17 protein-coding genes and 1 tRNA gene are annotated in these 17,479 nt (G+C 67.5%); 7 read left to right on the top strand and 11 right to left on the bottom strand.

Annotated features, from left to right (window positions below; translation table 11 throughout):
• Nucleotides 1-79 precede the first annotated feature (79 nt).
• Nucleotides 80-2,542: a DUF4073 domain-containing protein gene (locus ACLD0U_RS10515; RefSeq protein WP_410340603.1), complete on the bottom strand. Its 2,463-nt coding sequence runs from the start codon at nucleotides 2,540-2,542 to the stop codon at nucleotides 80-82.
• A gap of 277 nt (nucleotides 2,543-2,819) precedes the next feature.
• On the opposite strand from ACLD0U_RS10515, the gene ACLD0U_RS10520 reads away from it, so the two are divergent.
• Nucleotides 2,820-3,089 (top strand): hypothetical protein, encoded by a 270-nt coding sequence (locus ACLD0U_RS10520; protein WP_224818730.1) that lies wholly within the window; start codon nucleotides 2,820-2,822, stop codon nucleotides 3,087-3,089.
• A gap of 141 nt (nucleotides 3,090-3,230) precedes the next feature.
• On the top strand, nucleotides 3,231-3,587 hold the full coding sequence (locus ACLD0U_RS10525; RefSeq protein WP_410340604.1) for a hypothetical protein: 357 nt from the start codon (nucleotides 3,231-3,233) through the stop codon (nucleotides 3,585-3,587).
• A gap of 81 nt (nucleotides 3,588-3,668) precedes the next feature.
• Here ACLD0U_RS10525 and ACLD0U_RS10530 read toward each other — a convergent pair whose 3' ends face one another.
• The 7 genes from ACLD0U_RS10530 to ACLD0U_RS10560 all read right to left on the bottom strand — a co-directional run bounded on the left by ACLD0U_RS10530 (nucleotide 3,669) and on the right by ACLD0U_RS10560 (nucleotide 8,191).
• Complete coding sequence (locus ACLD0U_RS10530; RefSeq protein WP_206551540.1) at nucleotides 3,669-4,346, bottom strand: TIGR00266 family protein; 678 nt, start codon at nucleotides 4,344-4,346, stop codon at nucleotides 3,669-3,671.
• Nucleotides 4,347-4,440: 94 nt separating this feature from the next.
• Entirely contained in the window at nucleotides 4,441-5,196 is a 756-nt protein-coding gene (locus ACLD0U_RS10535; protein ID WP_410340605.1) for a CPBP family intramembrane glutamic endopeptidase, read from the bottom strand.
• A gap of 73 nt (nucleotides 5,197-5,269) precedes the next feature.
• Entirely contained in the window at nucleotides 5,270-5,599 is a 330-nt protein-coding gene (locus ACLD0U_RS10540; protein ID WP_179410142.1) for an Rv3654c family TadE-like protein, read from the bottom strand.
• Nucleotides 5,600-5,627: 28 nt separating this feature from the next.
• Nucleotides 5,628-5,999, bottom strand: a complete 372-nt coding sequence (locus ACLD0U_RS10545; protein ID WP_347401275.1) for a TadE family type IV pilus minor pilin — start codon at nucleotides 5,997-5,999, stop codon at nucleotides 5,628-5,630.
• The gene (locus tag ACLD0U_RS10550) at nucleotides 5,996-6,199 is read right to left on the bottom strand and encodes a DUF4244 domain-containing protein (RefSeq protein WP_179410141.1); all 204 of its coding nucleotides are present in this window, start codon (nucleotides 6,197-6,199) and stop codon (nucleotides 5,996-5,998) included. Before ACLD0U_RS10550 ends, ACLD0U_RS10545 begins: the two co-directional genes overlap by 4 nt.
• A gap of 55 nt (nucleotides 6,200-6,254) precedes the next feature.
• Nucleotides 6,255-7,184 (bottom strand): type II secretion system F family protein, encoded by a 930-nt coding sequence (locus ACLD0U_RS10555; protein WP_410340606.1) that lies wholly within the window; start codon nucleotides 7,182-7,184, stop codon nucleotides 6,255-6,257.
• Nucleotides 7,178-8,191, bottom strand: a complete 1,014-nt coding sequence (locus tag ACLD0U_RS10560; protein WP_179410140.1) for a TadA family conjugal transfer-associated ATPase — start codon at nucleotides 8,189-8,191, stop codon at nucleotides 7,178-7,180. The genes ACLD0U_RS10555 and ACLD0U_RS10560 overlap by 7 nt, the downstream gene beginning before the upstream one ends.
• A gap of 365 nt (nucleotides 8,192-8,556) precedes the next feature.
• Between ACLD0U_RS10560 and acs the strand changes: the two genes are divergently transcribed.
• Nucleotides 8,557-10,524 carry an acetate--CoA ligase gene (gene acs / locus ACLD0U_RS10565; protein ID WP_206551524.1) on the top strand — a complete coding sequence of 656 codons (1,968 nt, stop codon included), beginning with the start codon at nucleotides 8,557-8,559 and terminating at the stop codon, nucleotides 10,522-10,524.
• Nucleotides 10,525-10,632: 108 nt separating this feature from the next.
• Here the strand turns inward: acs and ACLD0U_RS10570 are convergent, their stop codons facing one another.
• Complete coding sequence (locus ACLD0U_RS10570; protein ID WP_206821890.1) at nucleotides 10,633-11,091, bottom strand: RidA family protein; 459 nt, start codon at nucleotides 11,089-11,091, stop codon at nucleotides 10,633-10,635.
• Entirely contained in the window at nucleotides 11,088-11,312 is a 225-nt protein-coding gene (locus ACLD0U_RS10575) for a DUF4177 domain-containing protein (protein ID WP_179410137.1), read from the bottom strand. The genes ACLD0U_RS10570 and ACLD0U_RS10575 overlap by 4 nt, the downstream gene beginning before the upstream one ends.
• Before the next feature lie 83 nt (nucleotides 11,313-11,395).
• On the opposite strand from ACLD0U_RS10575, the gene ACLD0U_RS10580 reads away from it, so the two are divergent.
• From ACLD0U_RS10580 to ACLD0U_RS10595, 4 genes are all read left to right on the top strand, one after another.
• Nucleotides 11,396-14,062: a transglycosylase domain-containing protein gene (locus ACLD0U_RS10580; protein WP_410340607.1), complete on the top strand. Its 2,667-nt coding sequence runs from the start codon at nucleotides 11,396-11,398 to the stop codon at nucleotides 14,060-14,062.
• Nucleotides 14,059-14,997, top strand: a complete 939-nt coding sequence (locus ACLD0U_RS10585; RefSeq protein ID WP_224818722.1) for a metallophosphoesterase — start codon at nucleotides 14,059-14,061, stop codon at nucleotides 14,995-14,997. The genes ACLD0U_RS10580 and ACLD0U_RS10585 overlap by 4 nt, the downstream gene beginning before the upstream one ends.
• Nucleotides 14,998-15,072: 75 nt before the next feature.
• Nucleotides 15,073-15,146: transfer RNA gene (locus ACLD0U_RS10590), tRNA-Pro, on the top strand.
• A gap of 109 nt (nucleotides 15,147-15,255) precedes the next feature.
• Nucleotides 15,256-16,029, top strand: a complete 774-nt coding sequence (locus tag ACLD0U_RS10595) for an HAD-IIB family hydrolase (RefSeq protein ID WP_410340608.1) — start codon at nucleotides 15,256-15,258, stop codon at nucleotides 16,027-16,029.
• A 175-nt stretch (nucleotides 16,030-16,204) separates the two neighbouring features.
• On the opposite strand, the gene ACLD0U_RS10600 is transcribed toward ACLD0U_RS10595, so the two are convergent.
• Nucleotides 16,205-17,464, bottom strand: a complete 1,260-nt coding sequence (locus tag ACLD0U_RS10600; RefSeq protein WP_179410133.1) for an alpha-hydroxy acid oxidase — start codon at nucleotides 17,462-17,464, stop codon at nucleotides 16,205-16,207.
• Nucleotides 17,465-17,479: the final 15 nt, after the last annotated feature.

The raw sequence follows: 17,479 nt of genomic DNA on the forward strand, positions 1-17,479 counted from the left end.
CTCCAAACATCTGTGAACAGAAAAGCACTCCTCGTGCTGAGGTTGAGACCTCAGCACGAGGAGTGCGGCTTTTCTCGGGTTACTCGGTGACGTGTTCCCGTGTTCTGCGCCCACGGCGCGCGAGCACGAGTGCCGCGCCTGCCGAGAGCAGCGCAAGGGCACCAGCCCAGAGCCCTACGGCGCTGCCCGAACCGGTCGTCGCAAGCGCGGATGCGTCAGATCCGGATGCTGCCTCACCCGGCTTCGCCGTGTCAGGAGTGGGCTCCGGCGTGCTCGTACCCGGCTCCGTGCTGACGGGCACGAGCCCCGCGACGGCGGCGACGATCGCGTCGGCCATCGCGGCCACCTCGGCCTGGCGGTCGGCACCAAGACCGCGCTCGACGGCGGCAACGGCTGCGGCAACGACAGCGGCAGACTCCGGGGTGTACCCCTCAAGTTCGGCGGGTACGGTGCCGAGAGCAGTGTCCACAGCCGAGTAGTCCGCGTCCCGCTCGCTGTCCGGCGCGAGCTGTGCAGCGAACTCAACAAGCGGGTTCGGAATTGTGATCTGCCGCAGCTGCGTGTCGGTGGCGAAGTCGTGCGCGGTGATCACGATGCGGTCCCCATAGGAGTCCAGCGTGAGCCCGCGATTGACGTCGCGCGTGGTCACCTCGGTCGCTCCAGCGGTGTTCTCGCCCCGCGCATCCCATTCGATGTGCATCGCGAGCGTGTTCACAGCCCAGAACCCGTCCGCGTGGCCATCCGCGGTGCGGCGCTGCATCGCCCAGTCGCCGAGCTCGGCGGGGTAGTGCGTGTGGCCGCTCAGCACCACCGCGTTGGGGTAGTTGCCGAGAATGCTCGTGAGGCGCTGATTGTGCTGGTGGTGGGCGCTGTACCACGGCAGCCACGAGGCGGAGACGGTGTTCCCGAGCGGGAAGTGCGTCATGACAATGACCTGCGCGTTCTGAGCCGTCCAGTGTGCGAGCCGGTCTTCGAGGAACTCGACCTGCGCGTCCGTCATCGGCACATCAGACGGTCCTGCCATCTCCTGCCCGAGCACGATCACGGGGAGGTCGCCCGCCGGCCCTTCGAGCACGTACTCGTCCCACGCGCGATCCCTGTCAGCGAACGTCAGGAACCGCTGGAAGTTGGCGTCGAAACCGCCGTTGGCGTACCGCTCGTGATTGCCCATGCCCGCTACGGTCTTCGGGGGGCGGATAGCTGCAGAGGCCTCCATTACGTCGGCTACCTCCTGCCATTCACGGGTTGTGCCGGACGCCACGATGTCCCCCACCATCAGCAGCCCGTCAGCATCGGGAGAGAGCCGCGCGAAATCCTCGATTCCGTGAGCGAGGTCCTTGGGATGCCCCTGGATGTCCGAAACGACCCAGGCCTGCGTCGGCTCCGTATCGGTCGCGGCCTGTGCCTGATGCACCGTGATGGAGTCGATTCCCCAGTACTGCGCCTCGGCGCCACCGGTGAACTCCCACGAGAACACCACGGACTTCGCTCGCGCCGGGGTGTCAATGGTGACGTCCTGGGCAGCGTTCAACTGCATGCCGTCGTAGCCGTCTGTCACGCTCGTCGAATCGAGCCGCAGCACCTCGATCGGGGCCGCCCCGTCGAAGCTGGCCAGGACGACGCCGCTCTGCCCGGGCGCCCCGCGGTAGTGGCTGTCGAAAGTGAGACGCACTGCATCGAGCTCAGCGACGCCGACCGGCGCGCTGGCAAGCGCGGCGGTGAACGGAGCCCCGCCGAACTGCGCGGCGTCGGCGACCAGGAATCCGCGGTCAGTGCGTCCGAAGCGGTCCCGCATCCGGTCACTCGTTGCAGACCAGGCGGCGCGCGTTGTGGGTTGCCAACCGGCGTACCGGTCGTCGCCCGTGACGGACGCTTCGAACGTCGTCGACCACCCCTCCGGCAAGGAACCGTCCGTGAAGCCGGCCCGCAGCAGCACACCGTCCGTACTGACATCTGTTGCGACCGGGTCGATGTTCACGGGGGCCTCCGGGTCGCCCGGCTCAAGCGGTTCCGGCGCGTTTGGATCAGCCGTGACGGTGAGCGGCAGAGGCTCAGAGAGCGGGGTGTAGCCGCCATCTGCGAGGAACCACACCTCGTATGCGCCGGGCTCAAGATCCAAGGTGAAGGCCGCCTCGCCGCTGGCGTTCGGCGTGTACTTCCAGATCACCGAGGGCGAATCCCCGGGGGTCACGTTCTCGCGGTAGATGCCGATCCAGTTCTGTGCGTCCGGCTGATCGGTCGCGTAGGTGACCACAAGTGGCGCGCCTGCGATCGCGTCGCTGGTGGAGAGCGAGATCGTGGAGCCCTCCGCGGCGTCGACAGCCGCGTCGGCGCTGGGTGCCCCGCTCGCGGGATCCGCGGGCGTGTTGGACGAACGCGCCGAGTCGTCGGTCTCAGTCGTCGCTGGAGAAGTCGGCGGTAGAGCCACTTCCGTGGCGGTGGCGGACGCCGCAGCAGTTGGCGGCAGCACGAGGGCCGCAGAGAGCAGCACGCCCGCGACGGCACAGGTCCGACGCGAGAACGCGGAAGAGGACGATGTCATGAAGTTCCTTTCTGAGGTGCCCACTCGATCGGGCCACTCGGAAGCGTCCTCAGCACAGGCGAACATGGGCTGGCAGCTGGGTGAACGCTTCATGACACACCCGCCCCAACCGGGCCGTGGCCACAGACATCTGTGCAAACCTGTCCACGCAGCGTGCTCGGGTGGGAGTACTCTGCGAACCAAGTCGATTCATAGGCGAATCGCAGCTTGAGATCCAGTCAAGTTTTCCTCGGTGCACGCATCGACGCGTGCGCCCCACGTGAAAGGAAAGAAGAGCATGGACAAAGAGACACTGAACCGCCGGGCGGGAACCGTCGGTGGCATCTACGGCGCGATCGGTGCGGCCATCCTGATCCTCGGCGCGATCGCTGCCGTGATCGGGTTCATCCAGGCGATCGTCATCGCCGACGACGTGCTCGTCGGCATCCTCGCCGGGCTGTTCACCGCGCTGGTGATCGCGGTTTCCGCGGTCGTCTCGTGGGCCGGCGTGCAGATGTTCGCGCTCGTCGCGCGGTACATCGAGTGGCGCTCCGGTGAAGGATTCTGATCGGCACGGTGGGCGGGTCATCCACCACCCGCCCACCGACAGGCACTCCCCGGCGGCGGGCTACCGCACGGTGTACAGGGTGAGTGTGCGGCGCGGCCGCGGCGACCATCGCGGCATCACTGATACAAGGAGCGCATCATCATGGCAGGTCAACGTCCCGGCGGCGTCACTCTCGTCGCCGTTCTCGCATGGCTCAACGGTGCCATCGCGATCATCAGCGGTACCTTCCATCTCTTCGGCGATGGCTTCGGCTCCTTGGCCGCTTGGCTGACGATCGCGATCGGCGCCATCACCATCGCGGTCAGCCTCGGGCTGTTCCGCGGCAGCAACACATCGCGGATCATCATGACGGTCGTGTTCTTGCTGAACGCCACGATCGCCGTCTACGGCGTGCTCACCTTCGGGAACGGGTTCTGGGGCCCGCTCATCCAAGGCATCATCGCGCTCATCGGACTCGGTCTCCTCTGGACCAGCAAGGCAAACGCGTTCTTCGACTGACACGCGGCGCACGACGAGTGCCCTCAGCGCTGGCTAGTGCTGAGGGCACTCTCGATCAATGCGCGACGCGGTGTGCGACGGCTAGCGCGAATCGCGCTGGGGATTGACCCGCTTGATCCAGTCGATGAGACTCGCGCTCGAGCGAGTCTGCAACCACACTCGGCCGGGACCGATGAAGTCGGTGACGAGCCCCTCACCGCCGAGGATCGTGGACTTCCAGTTGCCCGCCTTGCGAACCGAGTACTCCACCGTCTCGTCAAAGGCGACGACGTGTCCGGTGTCGAGAGTCAGTCTCTCGCCGGGCGCGAGTTCGGAAGGGAGGATTGCACCGTACGAGGAGATGAGCAGGTCTCCCGCGCCGGTGCAGCGCAGCAGCACGAGCCCCTCACCGCTGAAGAAGGTCTTGCCGCCACCCCATTTCGAGTCGACGTCGACGGTCGCATCGGAGGCGATCCACGAGCCGGACTGCACGAGTAGCGCCGTCCCGCTGTCGAGCGTCACCTTCGTCATGTCGCCGGGGAGCGTCGCCGCGACTCCGACTTGACCACCGCTCTCGGAGGTGAAGTCGTTGACGAAGAAGCTCTCGCCGCCGAGCGCGCGTTTGAACCCTTTGAAGAAGCCACCGCTCGCTGAGGTGGCGATCTCGATGTCGCCGCGAGTCATCGCCATCGCGCCTGCCTCGACTCGCACGGACCCTCCCGCGGGGAGGGCGACAACGCCCATCGCGAAGGCCGGGCCTGCGGTGATGTCTACATCCATGGTGGTCCTTTCTGTCTGTCTGTCTCGCTTGCGGAATGTTCCGGAGCCGCGCCGGCTACGGGGCGAGTGTCTCGTGCTTGTCGAGCAGTGCGGATCAGGCTCCGAACTGCGCCATCTTCGCGCCGCGCTCCTTGCGCAGAGTGATGAGCACGACGATGAGCGCGAAGATCCCCAGCAGGATGTTCAAGTAGACGCCGATGCTCGACGACGCCGTGGTGTGCACCCCGATGAACGTGGAGAAGTCCCACAGTCCGTGAATGAGCATCGGCACGAGCAGCGTTCCCGTTGAGCGTCGGGCGAGGTAGAGGATCGTGCCGGCCCCGAAGGTGAGTGGAAGCTGGATGAGAACACCGAGCCCCGCCCCGAAGAATCCGTTGGGGATATGGAGGGCCATGAACAGCGCCGTCGAGATGAGCCAGACGAGGGGCTCGGTAAAGCGGGCGCGTAGCCCGACAACGAGAACACCACGGGTGGCCATCTCCTCACCGAACCCGACGCCGATGCTGCCGACGATCGCCAGAATCCACACGATCGGTGCGAGTCCACTCGTGTCTTTGACGAAGAGCACTGCGATGGCGACCACAGCGAGCAGAGCACCGGGAATGATCGCCCAGCGCGCGCCGGGCTGTTTGTCGAACAGTGCCGGTTTCCACCACCCGAGTACTGAAGTCGCGACAACGAGCACGATTGCACCGGCAGCAAGCGGGGCGACGTACCACTTGAGCAAAGTCTCCGCGGAGTCACCGATATGCAGGTAGTCGATGCCCAGTGCTATCCACACGCCATAGAAGACGACCAGGTAGCTGAGATAGACGACAATGCCGATCCACGGCTTGGGCTGAACACGCATGGACACTCCCTCAGTCGAAGGGTACTGGTGCCCATGAGGCTAGTGATTGACGGGCTGCTTGCGCTAGATGCCCTCACCCGCCCGCCGGCGGCCCCGCGCGTGCCCGTGAGAGCGCGACCAGTCCGGCATACCCCGCCCGCACCTCGACGGTGGCGGTGAGCGCGTCGATCTGGCAGGCCGACAGGCGGGCACCGGATGCCGCCGCCACGCGTGCTGCGAGTGCACACGGGTCCTCACCGGTCATGACCGCCCCCGATGCGGCATCCGCGGCGGCCAGCGCGGCAGCATCCGCCGCCCCCGCCACACGCTGGGCGGTGACCGCGGCACCGCCCACGGCCGCCAGACCGAGCGACAGCGTCGCAGCCACCGTCAGCACGCCGGCCGCAAGAGCCGTTCCTGCCATCGTCCCGTCCTTTCCGTCCGCCGCTCGCTCACAGTCCGCCCGCGAGAGCGCAGCTCGATGCACGTAGCGGTACCGAGATGATCCGGCCCACCCGAAGGTCGGCCGAGGCCGTGACGCAGACCAGATCACCCGCACCCTGCGACGACGAACGCGCCCCGCTGACTGCCGCCGAGACGACACCCGCTGCTCGGGCGGCGCTCTCGCCCCGCCCGAGCAGCCTGGCCGCGTCCGCCGCAGCATCCTGCAACGCCACCTGCGTCGCGGCAGCGTTCAGCGCACCCACGCCGAACAGCACAGCCACCAGCGCCGCAGGAAGCGCCACAGCGAGTTCGGCCGCGACCGAACCGCGCTCACCGCGCAACCCGCCGCGCACCGACACCCGACCTCGGCGACCGATCACGACACCGTCAACGCCCGCCGCACCAGATCAGTGAGGATGCCACGCACCTCATCCGACCGCATGATCACCACCAACAAGCCCGCAAAGGCCACCGCCGCCATCGTGGTAATCGCGTACTCGGCCGTGGCGGCGCCCGTCTCATCGGCGAACAACTCGGCAGCACGTCGCCGGGTCAGTGGAGGCAGTTTCTCGTCATTCATTCTCTTCTCCTTCTCTCGGTGCAGAGCGCGTGTCGCCCTGCGGGTCAACGTCGTGTCAGATCGGTAGTGGCGTCGAGCCGAGCACGCTGAGCATCAGTGGTGCGACCCCCAGCAGCAGAAACGCCGGCAGGGTGCACGCGCCTAACGGCAGCAGCAGCTTCGATGCGAGCCGTGAGGCCCGCACGCGACCCTGCACACGGGCATCGTGACGTTGCTGCGCGGCCGAGGCGCGCAGCAGTTCTGCTGCGGGAACGCCCGCGGCACGCGACAGCTCGAGCACCGCATCCGTCGCGCCGCGACCAGCGCGCAGGTCTGCCGTGCTGTGCTCGACCAGGCGCAGCGCCCGCGGAATGCCGACGCCTCCTGCGAGCGCGACCGCGACGAGTTCGGCGTGCATCCCCGGGGTGCCGGGGGCGGGCCGAGCAGCGCGCACCATGCGGGCCGTCCACCACCGCGCCAGCAGCACCAGTCCGAGGCCGAGCACGACGCACGCCACCCCGAACGGGTTGGTGAACAGCACACCGATGGTGTCGAACCCGAGCGCGAGACCCAGCAGCAGCCCGGCGAACGGCAACCAGAGCAGCAGCCGTGCCGTTCCGGTGGGCTCGGCCAGGGCGATGCGCACATCATCCGCGGCTGACGCGGCGTCCTGCAGCGACTCGGCGAGCGCCCGCAGCACGTCGGCGAGCGGGGCCCCGACCGTCGTCGCGATCTCCCATGCCGCGGCGACGTCCGACCAGGCGCCGCCCTCGGCATCGATCGCGCCGACGAGTTCGGCTCCCTCACCGCAGCGGCCCACGACACGTTCCGCGACAGGATGCCCAGAGTCTGCCAGGTGCCGCCACGCCGTCATCGGACGCGCGCCAGCCTGCAGCAGCACGGCGAGCGTGCGCACGGCAGTCGCCGCGCGGCCCGCCTCGTCTCCGGCATCCGCTGCTCTCCCCCGCGCGCCGCCCCGGATGCGAGCTCCGACACCTCTCACCACGGTGTGACCTCCTCGATTCCGAGGCGGTCACCGGTGAGCGCGAAGCGCCCTGCCTGCGCGATATGACGCCGCCCGGCGGCGTCGCGTTGCAGGTGCAGCACGACCGTGAAGGCGCTGACCACCTGCCGCGCCAACGCGATGGCGTCCATCCCCGCGAGAGCACCGAGCGCTTCCATTCGCGCCGGCACGTCGGGGAGGCCGCTGGCGTGGAGGGTACCGGCGCCGCCGTCGTGACCGGTGTTCAACGCCGTGAGCAGTTCCCGCACCTCCTCACCGCGGCACTCACCGACGACGAGGCGATCGGGTCGCATCCGCAGCGATTCCCGCACGAGCATGGCCAGGCTGATCCGACCCGCGCCCTCCAGGTTCGCCTGCCGCGACTCCAACGACACGTGGTGGGGGTGGCGGGGGCGCAGCTCGGCGACGTCCTCGATGGTGACGATGCGCTCGGCAGGGCTGACCTCCGACAGCAGGGCCGACAGCAGAGTGGTCTTGCCCGTGCCCGTTCCGCCCGTGATGAGCACATTCGCGCGCTGCGCGACGAGACCCGCCAACCAGGTGCGTTGCGCGGGGGTGAAGGTGCCCGACGCGGCGAGCGCGTCAAGGCCGGCTCCGAGCACTCTCGGCACACGGATCGACAGTGCCGTGCCCGCCGTCGAGACCGGCGCGAGCACGGCGTGCACTCGGATGCCCGAGTCGAGCCGCACGTCCACACACGGCGACTGGTCGTCGAGGTGACGACCTCCCGCCGCGACGAGTGCGACGGCGAGGTCGCGCACCTCGCGTTCGGATGCCCGCCACTGCGGCACTGGTTCGGCTCCCTCACCCCGGTCGACGAAGAGGCCGTGTGCACCGTTGACGAAGAGGTCGGTGACCTGGGGGTCGTGCACATGCTCGGCGAGCGCGCCGAACGCCGGGTCGAGAATCGGCCGATCGATATCGGCGGGTTCCGTCGACGCCGTCGTACGGGTGTGTGTGCGTGGACGGAGCACGAAGGGATCGGTCATGGCAACGACGCTAGAAGCGCGCCGATGCCTGCCCCCGTCCGAAACCCATGGGCTGTGCATAAGAGGCGAGCCGCGCCGTCCTGTGCAGAACGCGGCACACCCGCTCAGAAAAGCGTGAGGCGGCACCTCACGGGGGGAATGAGGTGCCGCCTGAGCGCAAGCCCGCATAAGGGGGTATCGGGCGCGCTGAAGCCAGATGTCGAAATCGGCTGAGGTCAGTGTATGCGTGCGGGAGTGCGCTTGCCAACTGCCGCGCCAGTACCGACTTTCGGCAGTAGGCTTCCGCGCGTCGGCTCGAGTAGATTCGCCGGATCACGGTCGCGCCCGACACGACCCTTCTACCCCGCGCAAAGGAGCGAGTGCCCATGAGCAGTCAGATCGATCATCTCCTCGACGAATCTCGGAGCTTCCCGCCCTCGGCGGAGTTCGCCGCCCAGTCCATCGATGACCCCGCGCTTTATGAGCGTGCCGCCGCCGACCGCGAAGCCTTCTGGGGTGAGCAGGCCCGCGAGAACGTGCACTGGCACAAGCCGTTCACGCAGGTGCTCGACTGGTCGAATCCGCCGTTCGCGAAGTGGTTCGACGACGGCGAGCTCAACGTCGCCTACAACTGCCTCGACCGTCACGTCGAAGCCGGGCTGGGCGACCGTGTCGCGATCCTGTGGGAGGGCGAGCCCGGCGACGAGCGCCGCATCACTTACGCCGAGCTGACCGCAGAGGTCAAGCGCGCCGCGAACGTGCTCGCCGACCTCGGCATCGGTCAGGGCGACCGCGTGGCGATCTACCTGCCGATGATCCCCGAGGCGATCGTCTCGATGCTCGCCGTGGCCCGCCTCGGCGCCATCCACTCGGTCGTCTTCGGCGGCTTCAGCGCCGACAGCCTGCGCTCGCGCATCGACGATGCCGGCGCGAAGGTGGTCATCACCGCTGACGGCGGTTTCCGCAAGGGCAAGGTCTCGGCGCTCAAGCCCGCTGTCGACCAGGCGCTGAGCGACCGCAACGGCGAAGGCGAGCAGCAGACCGTCGAGCACGTGCTCGTCGTCAAGCGCGGCGGCAACGACGTGGACTGGAACGAGCGCGACATCTGGTGGCACGACGTCGTGCCGGCGGCGTCGGCCGAGCACGAGGCGCAGGCCTTCCCCGCCGAGAACCCGCTGTTCATCCTCTACACCTCGGGCACGACCGGAAAGCCCAAGGGCATCCTGCACACCTCGGGCGGCTACCTGGTGCAGGCGTCGTACACGCACAAGTACGTCTTCGACCTGCACGCCGAGACCGATGTGTTCTGGTGCACGGCCGACATCGGCTGGATCACTGGGCACAGCTACGTGGCCTACGGCCCCCTCGCCAACGGTGCGACCCAGGTGCTCTTCGAGGGCACGCCGGACTCGCCGCACCCCGGACGCTGGTGGGAGCTGGTGCAGAAGTACGGCGTGACGACCCTCTACACGGCGCCCACCGCCATCCGCTCGTTCATGAAGCTCGGACGCCAGATCCCGCAGCAGTTCGATCTGTCGAGCCTGCGTCTGCTCGGTTCGGTGGGTGAGCCCATCAACCCCGAGGCGTGGATGTGGTACCGCGAGGTGATCGGTGCCGACAAGGCTCCCATCGTCGACACGTGGTGGCAGACCGAGACCGGCGCGATCATGGTCTCGCCGCTGCCGGGCATCACGGCGACGAAGCCGGGGTCGGCTCAGGTGCCGATTCCGGGCATCTCGATCGATGTAACCGACGATGACGGCCAGGAGGTCGGCAACGGCAACGGCGGCCTGCTGGTGATCACCGAGCCGTGGCCGAGCATGCTGCGCGGCATCTGGGGCGACCCCGAGCGTTTCAAGGAGACGTACTGGGAGAAGTTCGAGAAGCAGGGCTACTACTTCGCCGGCGACGGCGCCCGCCTCGACGAGGACGGCGACCTGTGGCTGCTCGGCCGCGTCGACGACGTGATGAACGTGTCGGGTCACCGGCTGTCGACCACCGAGATCGAGTCGTCGATCGTCGCGCACGAGGCCACGGCCGAGGCCGCCGTCGTCGGTGCCGCTGACGAGACCACCGGTCAGGCCGTCGTGGCGTTCGTGATCATCAAGCAGAGCTACCTCGAGTCGCACTCCCCCGAGGGCCTGACCGCTCTGATTCGCGCCTGGGTGGGCGAGCAGATCGGCCCGATCGCGCGCCCGCGCGACGTGTACATCGTGCCGGAGCTGCCCAAGACGCGCTCGGGCAAGATCATGCGACGCCTGCTGCGCGATGTGGCCGAGGGTCGCGAGGTCGGCGACGTCACGACGCTCGCCGACACCATGGTGATGAGCACGATCTCGAGCCAGGTCAAGTAACGCGTTCGCGTCGAGACCCCCAGTAATCGCCGAGACCCCCAGTTGCAGTCATCTGCAACTGGGGGTCTCGGCGAGAAGGCGGGGTGTCGGCGGGCAGCGCCGACACGGTCACGCGAGCGTGAAGGTCACCTCAACCTCGACGGGTGCGTCGAGCGGCAGCACCGCCACGCCAACGGCGGCGCGCGCGTGGGCGCCCGCCTCGCCGAAGATCTCGCCGAGCACTTCGCTGGCACCGTTGATGACGCCGGGCTGACCGCTGAACGCGGGATCGGATGCGACGAATCCGCCCACCCGCAGCACGCCGGCAATCCGGTCGACGCCGCCTGCCGCGGCAGCCGCCGCGGCCAGGGCGTTCAGCGCGCAGGTGCGCGCGTAGGACTTCGCGTCGTCAGCATCCACTTCCGCTCCGACCTTGCCGGTCGCGAGCAGTCCACCGCCGGCGATCGGCAGCTGGCCCGAGGTGTAGACGAGGCCGCCGTGCACGACGGCGGGCACGTAAGCCGCAACCGGAGCGACGACCGCGGGCAGCTCGATGCCGAGCTCTTCCAGGCGGGCGGTGAGGTTCATCGATGATCTCCTTCGAACTGACGGGATGCCTCGGCCGCAGCCGCGAGGCCAGAATTGGCCGTCGCGTCCTGCGTCACGGGACGCTTGAAGTAGGCGACCAGGCCGCCCTCAGGGCCCTGGATGACCTGCACGAGCTCCCAGCCCTGCTTGCCCCAGTTGTTGAGGATCGCCGCTGTGTTGTGGATCAGCAGCGGTGTGGTCAGATACTCCCACGTGGTCATGGCACTCCTGCGCGTCGGCGACCTCCGGCAACGGATGCCGGCGTCGAGGCTTCTATTCAGGGAACTCCCCTACCATCAAGCGTATGCCTCAAACGAAACGCACGGTGAAGGGTGTGCTCGGCGGCCTGCTGGGCCTGGTCGGCCTCAGTGTCGTCGCCGGAGTGCTGGCCACGGCCGCTGTCACCCCCGCCATCGCCGTCGCCGGAGTCAGCGGCTCCCAGGCGCTGACCTTGTTCGACAATCTGCCGAGCTATCTGAAGCCGACCGCGCCGATGGCGCCGACGACGATCTACGGCAATGACCGCGACGGCGAGCCGTTCGTGATGGCGACCTTCTACGAGCAAAACCGCGTACCGGTCACGTTCGATCAGGTTTCGCCACTGCTCTATGACGCGGTTCTCTCGAGTGAGGACAAGAACTTCTACTCGCACGGCGGTGTGAACCTGCTGCAGACGGCGAAGGCCGCCGTCGAGAACCTCACCGGCGCCTCATCGCGCGGTGCCTCGACGATCACACAGCAATACGTCAAGAACGCGCTCATCCAGCAGTGCGAGCAGGGCGTGCCACCCAACGATGCCGAGTACGACACCAAGATGCAGCAGTGCTTCATCGACGCCGCGCAGGCGAAGGGTGCTGAGGGCATCGAGCGCAAGCTGCAAGAGATGCGGTACGCCGTGCAGATCGAGAAGGACTACTCGAAGAACGAGATCCTGCTCGGGTACCTGAACGTGTCGAACTTCGGCGGAACGACCTACGGCGTCGAGGCCGCCGCGAACCGTTACTTCGGCACCACGGCCGCGAAGCTCAACCTGGTGCAGGCCGCGACGCTTGCCGGCATGGTGCAGGAACCGAACCTGCTGCGCATCGACCGACCGACCGCGGGCACCTGGACCGACGCAGAGGGCGTCGCGCGCAACACTGAGGCAGACGGCTACGCGACCACGAAGGATCGCCGAGACTACGTGCTGCTCGAGATGCGCGAGAACGGCGAGATCACGCAAGAGGAGTACGACACCGCTGTCGAGACACCGGTCGAGCCGAAAATCAAGCAGACCACCCAGGGCTGCGGCGCGGCGAAGGACAACGCCTACTTCTGCCAGTACGTGAAGTCCGTCGTCGAGAACGACGAGGCCTTCGGCGCTACCGCCGAGGAGCGCCTGGAGAACATGCGCCGCGGCGGTATGAAGATCTACACGTCGCTCGATCTGCGGGTACAGGCTCCCGCGGTACAGTCCGTGCACGACCGCGTGCCGGCGTCGATGCCCGACATCAACATCGGTGGCGCCGGCGTCTCGATCGAGGCGAGCACCGGCCGCATCCTGGCGATCGCCCAGAACACGCGGTTCAGTGAAGCAGCAGATGCCAGCCTGGCCAACGGCGAATCATCCCAGGTCTTCGCCGCGGACTCCGACCACGCGGGCGGCAAGGGCTTCGGGCCCGGCTCGACCTACAAGCTCTTCACCCTGCTGCAGTGGCTTGAGGACGGACGCTCCATCAACGAGGTGCTCGATGGACGCGCCCGGATTTTCGGAAACTTCCCGCAGTGCGGCGGAACGTACACGCAGACCGAAGAGGTCGGCAACTTCGGACAGGGTGGGGGCTCCGTCAACACGGTGGGTCGATTCACGGCGGTCTCGCTGAACACCGGTTTCCTCGCGATGGCACAGCAGTTGGATCTCTGCGACATCAACAAGATGGCGAAGCGCCTCGGAGTGCACTGGGGCGACGGCGGCGACGTGACGACGCACGGCCTGTACTGGTCGCAGGAGGACGGCAAGTCCGTGCAGAAGCTCGGCGATGCCGACCCCAGCCAGGGTATTCACACTGACGCGAACGACCCGTTCCCGACGGTGCTGGGTTCCAAGTCGATCGCGCCGATCCAGATGGCGGGTGCCTATGCCACCGTTGCGAACGGTGGCAAGTACTGCGAGCCTCGTGTGATCGACAAGGTGATCGGCCAGGACGGCGAGGAGATCGCCCCGCCCAAGACCACCTGCACCCAGGCGATCTCACCCGAGGTCGCGGCCACCGCAGCCTTCGCCCTGCGCAGCGTGATGGAGGGCGGCACCGGCACCGGCGCCAACCCCTGGGATGGCATTCCTGTGATCGGAAAGACGGGTACCGCAGAGGCCGAGCACACCATGCTTGTCGAGTCGAGCACGGAGGTCGCGACGGCAGTCTGGGTCGGCAACGTCACCGGCACAAAGGATCTGAAGAACTACTCGGCTCACGGCGTCCGCCTGGACAACATCCGCTACGCACTCGCGAAGGATCTCCAGCGGGCAGCCAACATCGCCTACGGTGGCGATCGCTTCCCCGCACCGGACGCCAACCTCACGCGCCGTGTCGTGAAGGACTTGCCCAGTGTTGTGGGGCTGTCCGTCGATGAGGCCACGCAGACCCTCCAGAAGGCCGGGTTCACCGTCCGCGTCGGCGATCCCGTCGACAGCACGGTCGATGAGGGCCTGATCGCTGAGCAGGATCCCGGTGCCGGTTCGGCGCCCGGCGGCACCACGGTCACGATTCGACCCAGTTCGGGGACGCCACCCGAGTCAGAGATCCCGAATGTTGTCGGGTCCAAGTTCGGTCAGGCCAAGAAGGCTCTTGAGGACGCCGGCTTCTCGGTGGACGAGGAAGGCTGCAACGGCGGAGCGACCGTGGTCGCGCAGGATCCTGGCGCCGGGTCGAATGCAGCTCCTGGATCGACCGTCACGCTCAGCTGTCTGAGCGAGGAGGAAGACGAGGAATGACCTCGCGTTTCACAGCGCATCCGGCCCTCACCGCGCTCGGCGCGGTGGGGGCCGTTGGCCTCGGTGCGGCGATCTGGGGCATCGGCATCGAACGGTATCTCTTCACCGTTCGCGAGGCGACCGCCCCAGCGCTAGCGCCCGGCAGCGCACCGATCCGCGTATTGCACGTGTCCGATGCGCACATGGCGCCGTGGCAGCACCGAAAACAGGACTGGCTCGCCTCGCTAGTGGCGCTTGAGCCGGACCTCATCGTGAATACCGGTGACAACCTGGGCCACCAAGAGGGCCTTGCGGGCATCCGACGCGCCTTCGCGCCCTTCGCCGGCATCCCCGGCGTGTTCGTGCACGGCTCGAACGATGTGCAGGCCCCCGCCCCGCGCAACCCGCTGAAGTACTTCACGGGACCGTCGAAGACGGCATCCGAGCCGAAGCTCCTCGACACCGCAGCTCTTGACGCGTTCTTCACTGACGAGCTCGGCTGGCACGATCTGAACAACACGGCGATGCGCCAGGTCGTCGCGGGGAACACCATCGACTTCTTCGGCGTCGACGACGCGCACCGCGAGTGGGACGAGCTCGATGTCATCCCCGGGGCGCTCGGTTCGCTGGGCCCCGCCCCGGCGGGCGCATCGCGAATCGGAGTGACGCACGCGCCGTACCAGCGCGTGCTGAACGACTTTGTCGGCCTCGGGGCGGATGCCCTCTTCGCGGGCCACACGCACGGCGGGCAAGTCTGCCTGCCCGGCTACGGCACACTCGTCGCCAACTGCGATATCCCGCTGAAACAGGCCAAGGGGCTCAGCACCTGGTCGCACGACGGCCGCACTGTTCCCCTGAATGTCAGCGCCGGTTGCGGCCACTCGATCTACGCACCGGTGCGATTCGCGTGCCGCCCCGAAGCCACGTTGCTGACGTTGACGGCACGCTCGGCATGACAGCTGGGCGCGCCCGGGGGCTCACCCGATTCGGTACTCGCGCGGTCGGCATGTAGACTTGAACGGTTGCAATCACGGGGTGTGGCGCAGCTTGGTAGCGCGCTTCGTTCGGGACGAAGAGGCCGCAGGTTCAAATCCTGTCACCCCGACAGCACATGAAAAGGGACTCGCCTGGAGCGGGTCCCTTTTCGCATACCCCTGGCAGAACGGCGCGCACCACCGACAGCCCCCGGCCCGTTCTCCTACACTGGAGTCATCATGAACACCCCTCGCCTGGTCGCGTTCGACCTCGACGACACGCTCGCTCCGTCCAAGGGGCAGATCGACGACCGGATCGCAGACCTGCTGCGCTCCCTGTTGCTGCGGGTCGAGGTCGCCATCATCTCGGGTGGCAACGAAGACCAGTTCCGCTCCCAGGTCATCGCACGACTCGACGACCTCGATGCCGCCGCACACCAGCGCATGCATTTGCTGCCGACATGCGGAACGCGCTACCTGCGGCACGACGGCGCCGACTATACCGCGGTGTACGCGCACGACCTTTCCGAGGCCGAGAAGACCTCGGCACTCACGGCGCTGCGTGAAGAGGCCGAACGTCTCGGACTCTGGGAAGCGACGCCCTGGGGTGAGATCCTCGAAGACCGCGGATCGCAGATCACGTTCTCGGCGCTCGGCCAGCAGGCTCCGCGCGATGCGAAGCACGCCTGGGATCCCACGGGGACGAAGCGCGCCGCCCTGCGGGATGCCGTCGCACCGCGGCTGCCCGGCCTCGAAGTGCGCTCAGGCGGCTCGACGTCGATCGACATCACCCGCGCGGGCATCGACAAGGCCTACGGCATGCAGAAGCTCGCCGAGCTCACCGGCATCGCCCTGACCGACATGCTCTTCTACGGTGACCGCTTGGACGAGGGCGGCAACGACTACCCGGTGCTCGCGCTCGGTGTGCACTCCATCGCTGTGGACGGCTGGGAGCACACCGCCGACGAGCTCGACGCACTGCTGCAGACGCTTCCCGTTCCCGCCGTGCGCTGACGAGCATCCGCCGCTGCGTGACAGTGCTCTCCCGCAGCGCGCAGGAGAACAGGCTGAAACACGAGAACAGGACGGATCTGCAGCATCCGCCCTGTTCTCGGTATTCGTCCTGTTCTCGGTGACCACGCGCGAGCCCGGGGCCGCGCGGCGCCGTCTCGGCAGCGCGGAGCCCTGCTCAGCGCGCCAGCGCCCCCGCGGCGTCCGCGGCGACCGGCACGAGACGTGCCAGCTGCGTGACGTGCTTGGGTTCGAGTTCTGCGAGCGTCGAGACCCCCAGCAGGCGCATCGTGCGCTCGATCTCGGTGCGCAGGATCTCGATCGTGCGATCAACGCCCTGACGTCCGCCGGCCATCAGGCCGTACAGGTACGCGCGTCCGATGAGTGTGAAGTCCGCGCCCAGCGCGACGGATGCCACGATGTCGGCGCCGTTCATGATGCCCGTGTCGACCATGACGGTGAAATCATCGCCGACCGCCTTGCGCACGTGCGGCAGCAGACGGAAGGGAATCGGCGCCCGGTCGAGCTGACGGCCGCCATGGTTCGACAGCACGATGCCGTCGACGCCCGCATCGCGCAACCGCACGGAGTCCTCGACGTTCTGCACGCCCTTGATCACGATCTTGCCAGGCCACAGGTCGCGGATCACGGCCAGATCGTCGTAGCTGATAGTCGGGTCCATGGCGGCATCAAGCAGCTCGCCAACCGTGCCGCCGGTAGTGCTCAGCGACGCGAACTCGAGCTTCGGCGTGGTCAGGAAGTCGAACCACCACCAGGGACGCGGGATGGCGTTGATGATCGTGCCGAGCGTGAGCTGCGGGGGGATGCTGAAACCGTTGCGCTTATCACGCAACCGGGCACCGGCCACCGGGGTGTCAACGGTGAACTGCAGCGTGTCGAAGCCGGCCGCCGCAGCCCGACGCGTGAGCTCGTACGAGATCTCACGGTCGCGCATGACGTACAGCTGGAACCAGTTGCGCCCCTCGGGGTTGGCAGCCTTGACGCCCTCGATCGAGGTGGTGCCCAGCGTCGACAGCGTGAACGGAATACCCGCCGCGGCGGCGGCACCGGCCCCGGCCGTCTCACCCTCCGTCTGCATCAGACGGGTGAAGCCGGTCGGCGCGATACCGAACGGCAGCGCCGAAGGACCGCCAAGGATCTCGACCGACGTGTCGACAGTCGGCGCAGGCTTGAGGATGCCGGGGTGGAACTCGACGTCCTCGAAGGCCTGACGTGCCCGAGACAGCGACAGCTCACCCTCGGCAGCGCCGTCGGTGTAGTCGAAGGCGGCCTTCGGCGTGCGCCGCTTGGCGATGTCGCGCAGGTCGTAGATCGTGAGCGCGGAGTCGAGCCTGCGCTTCTTGCCGTTGAGCTCGGGCTTCTTGAACTTCATCAGCTCGAGAAGCTCAACGGGGTTCGGCACCTGGCGCGTGACCATGGGCGCTCCTTTCCG

It is taken from the genome of Microbacterium sp. 2216-1, assembly GCF_046507855.1.
Lineage (GTDB): Bacteria > Actinomycetota > Actinomycetes > Actinomycetales > Microbacteriaceae > Microbacterium > Microbacterium esteraromaticum_C.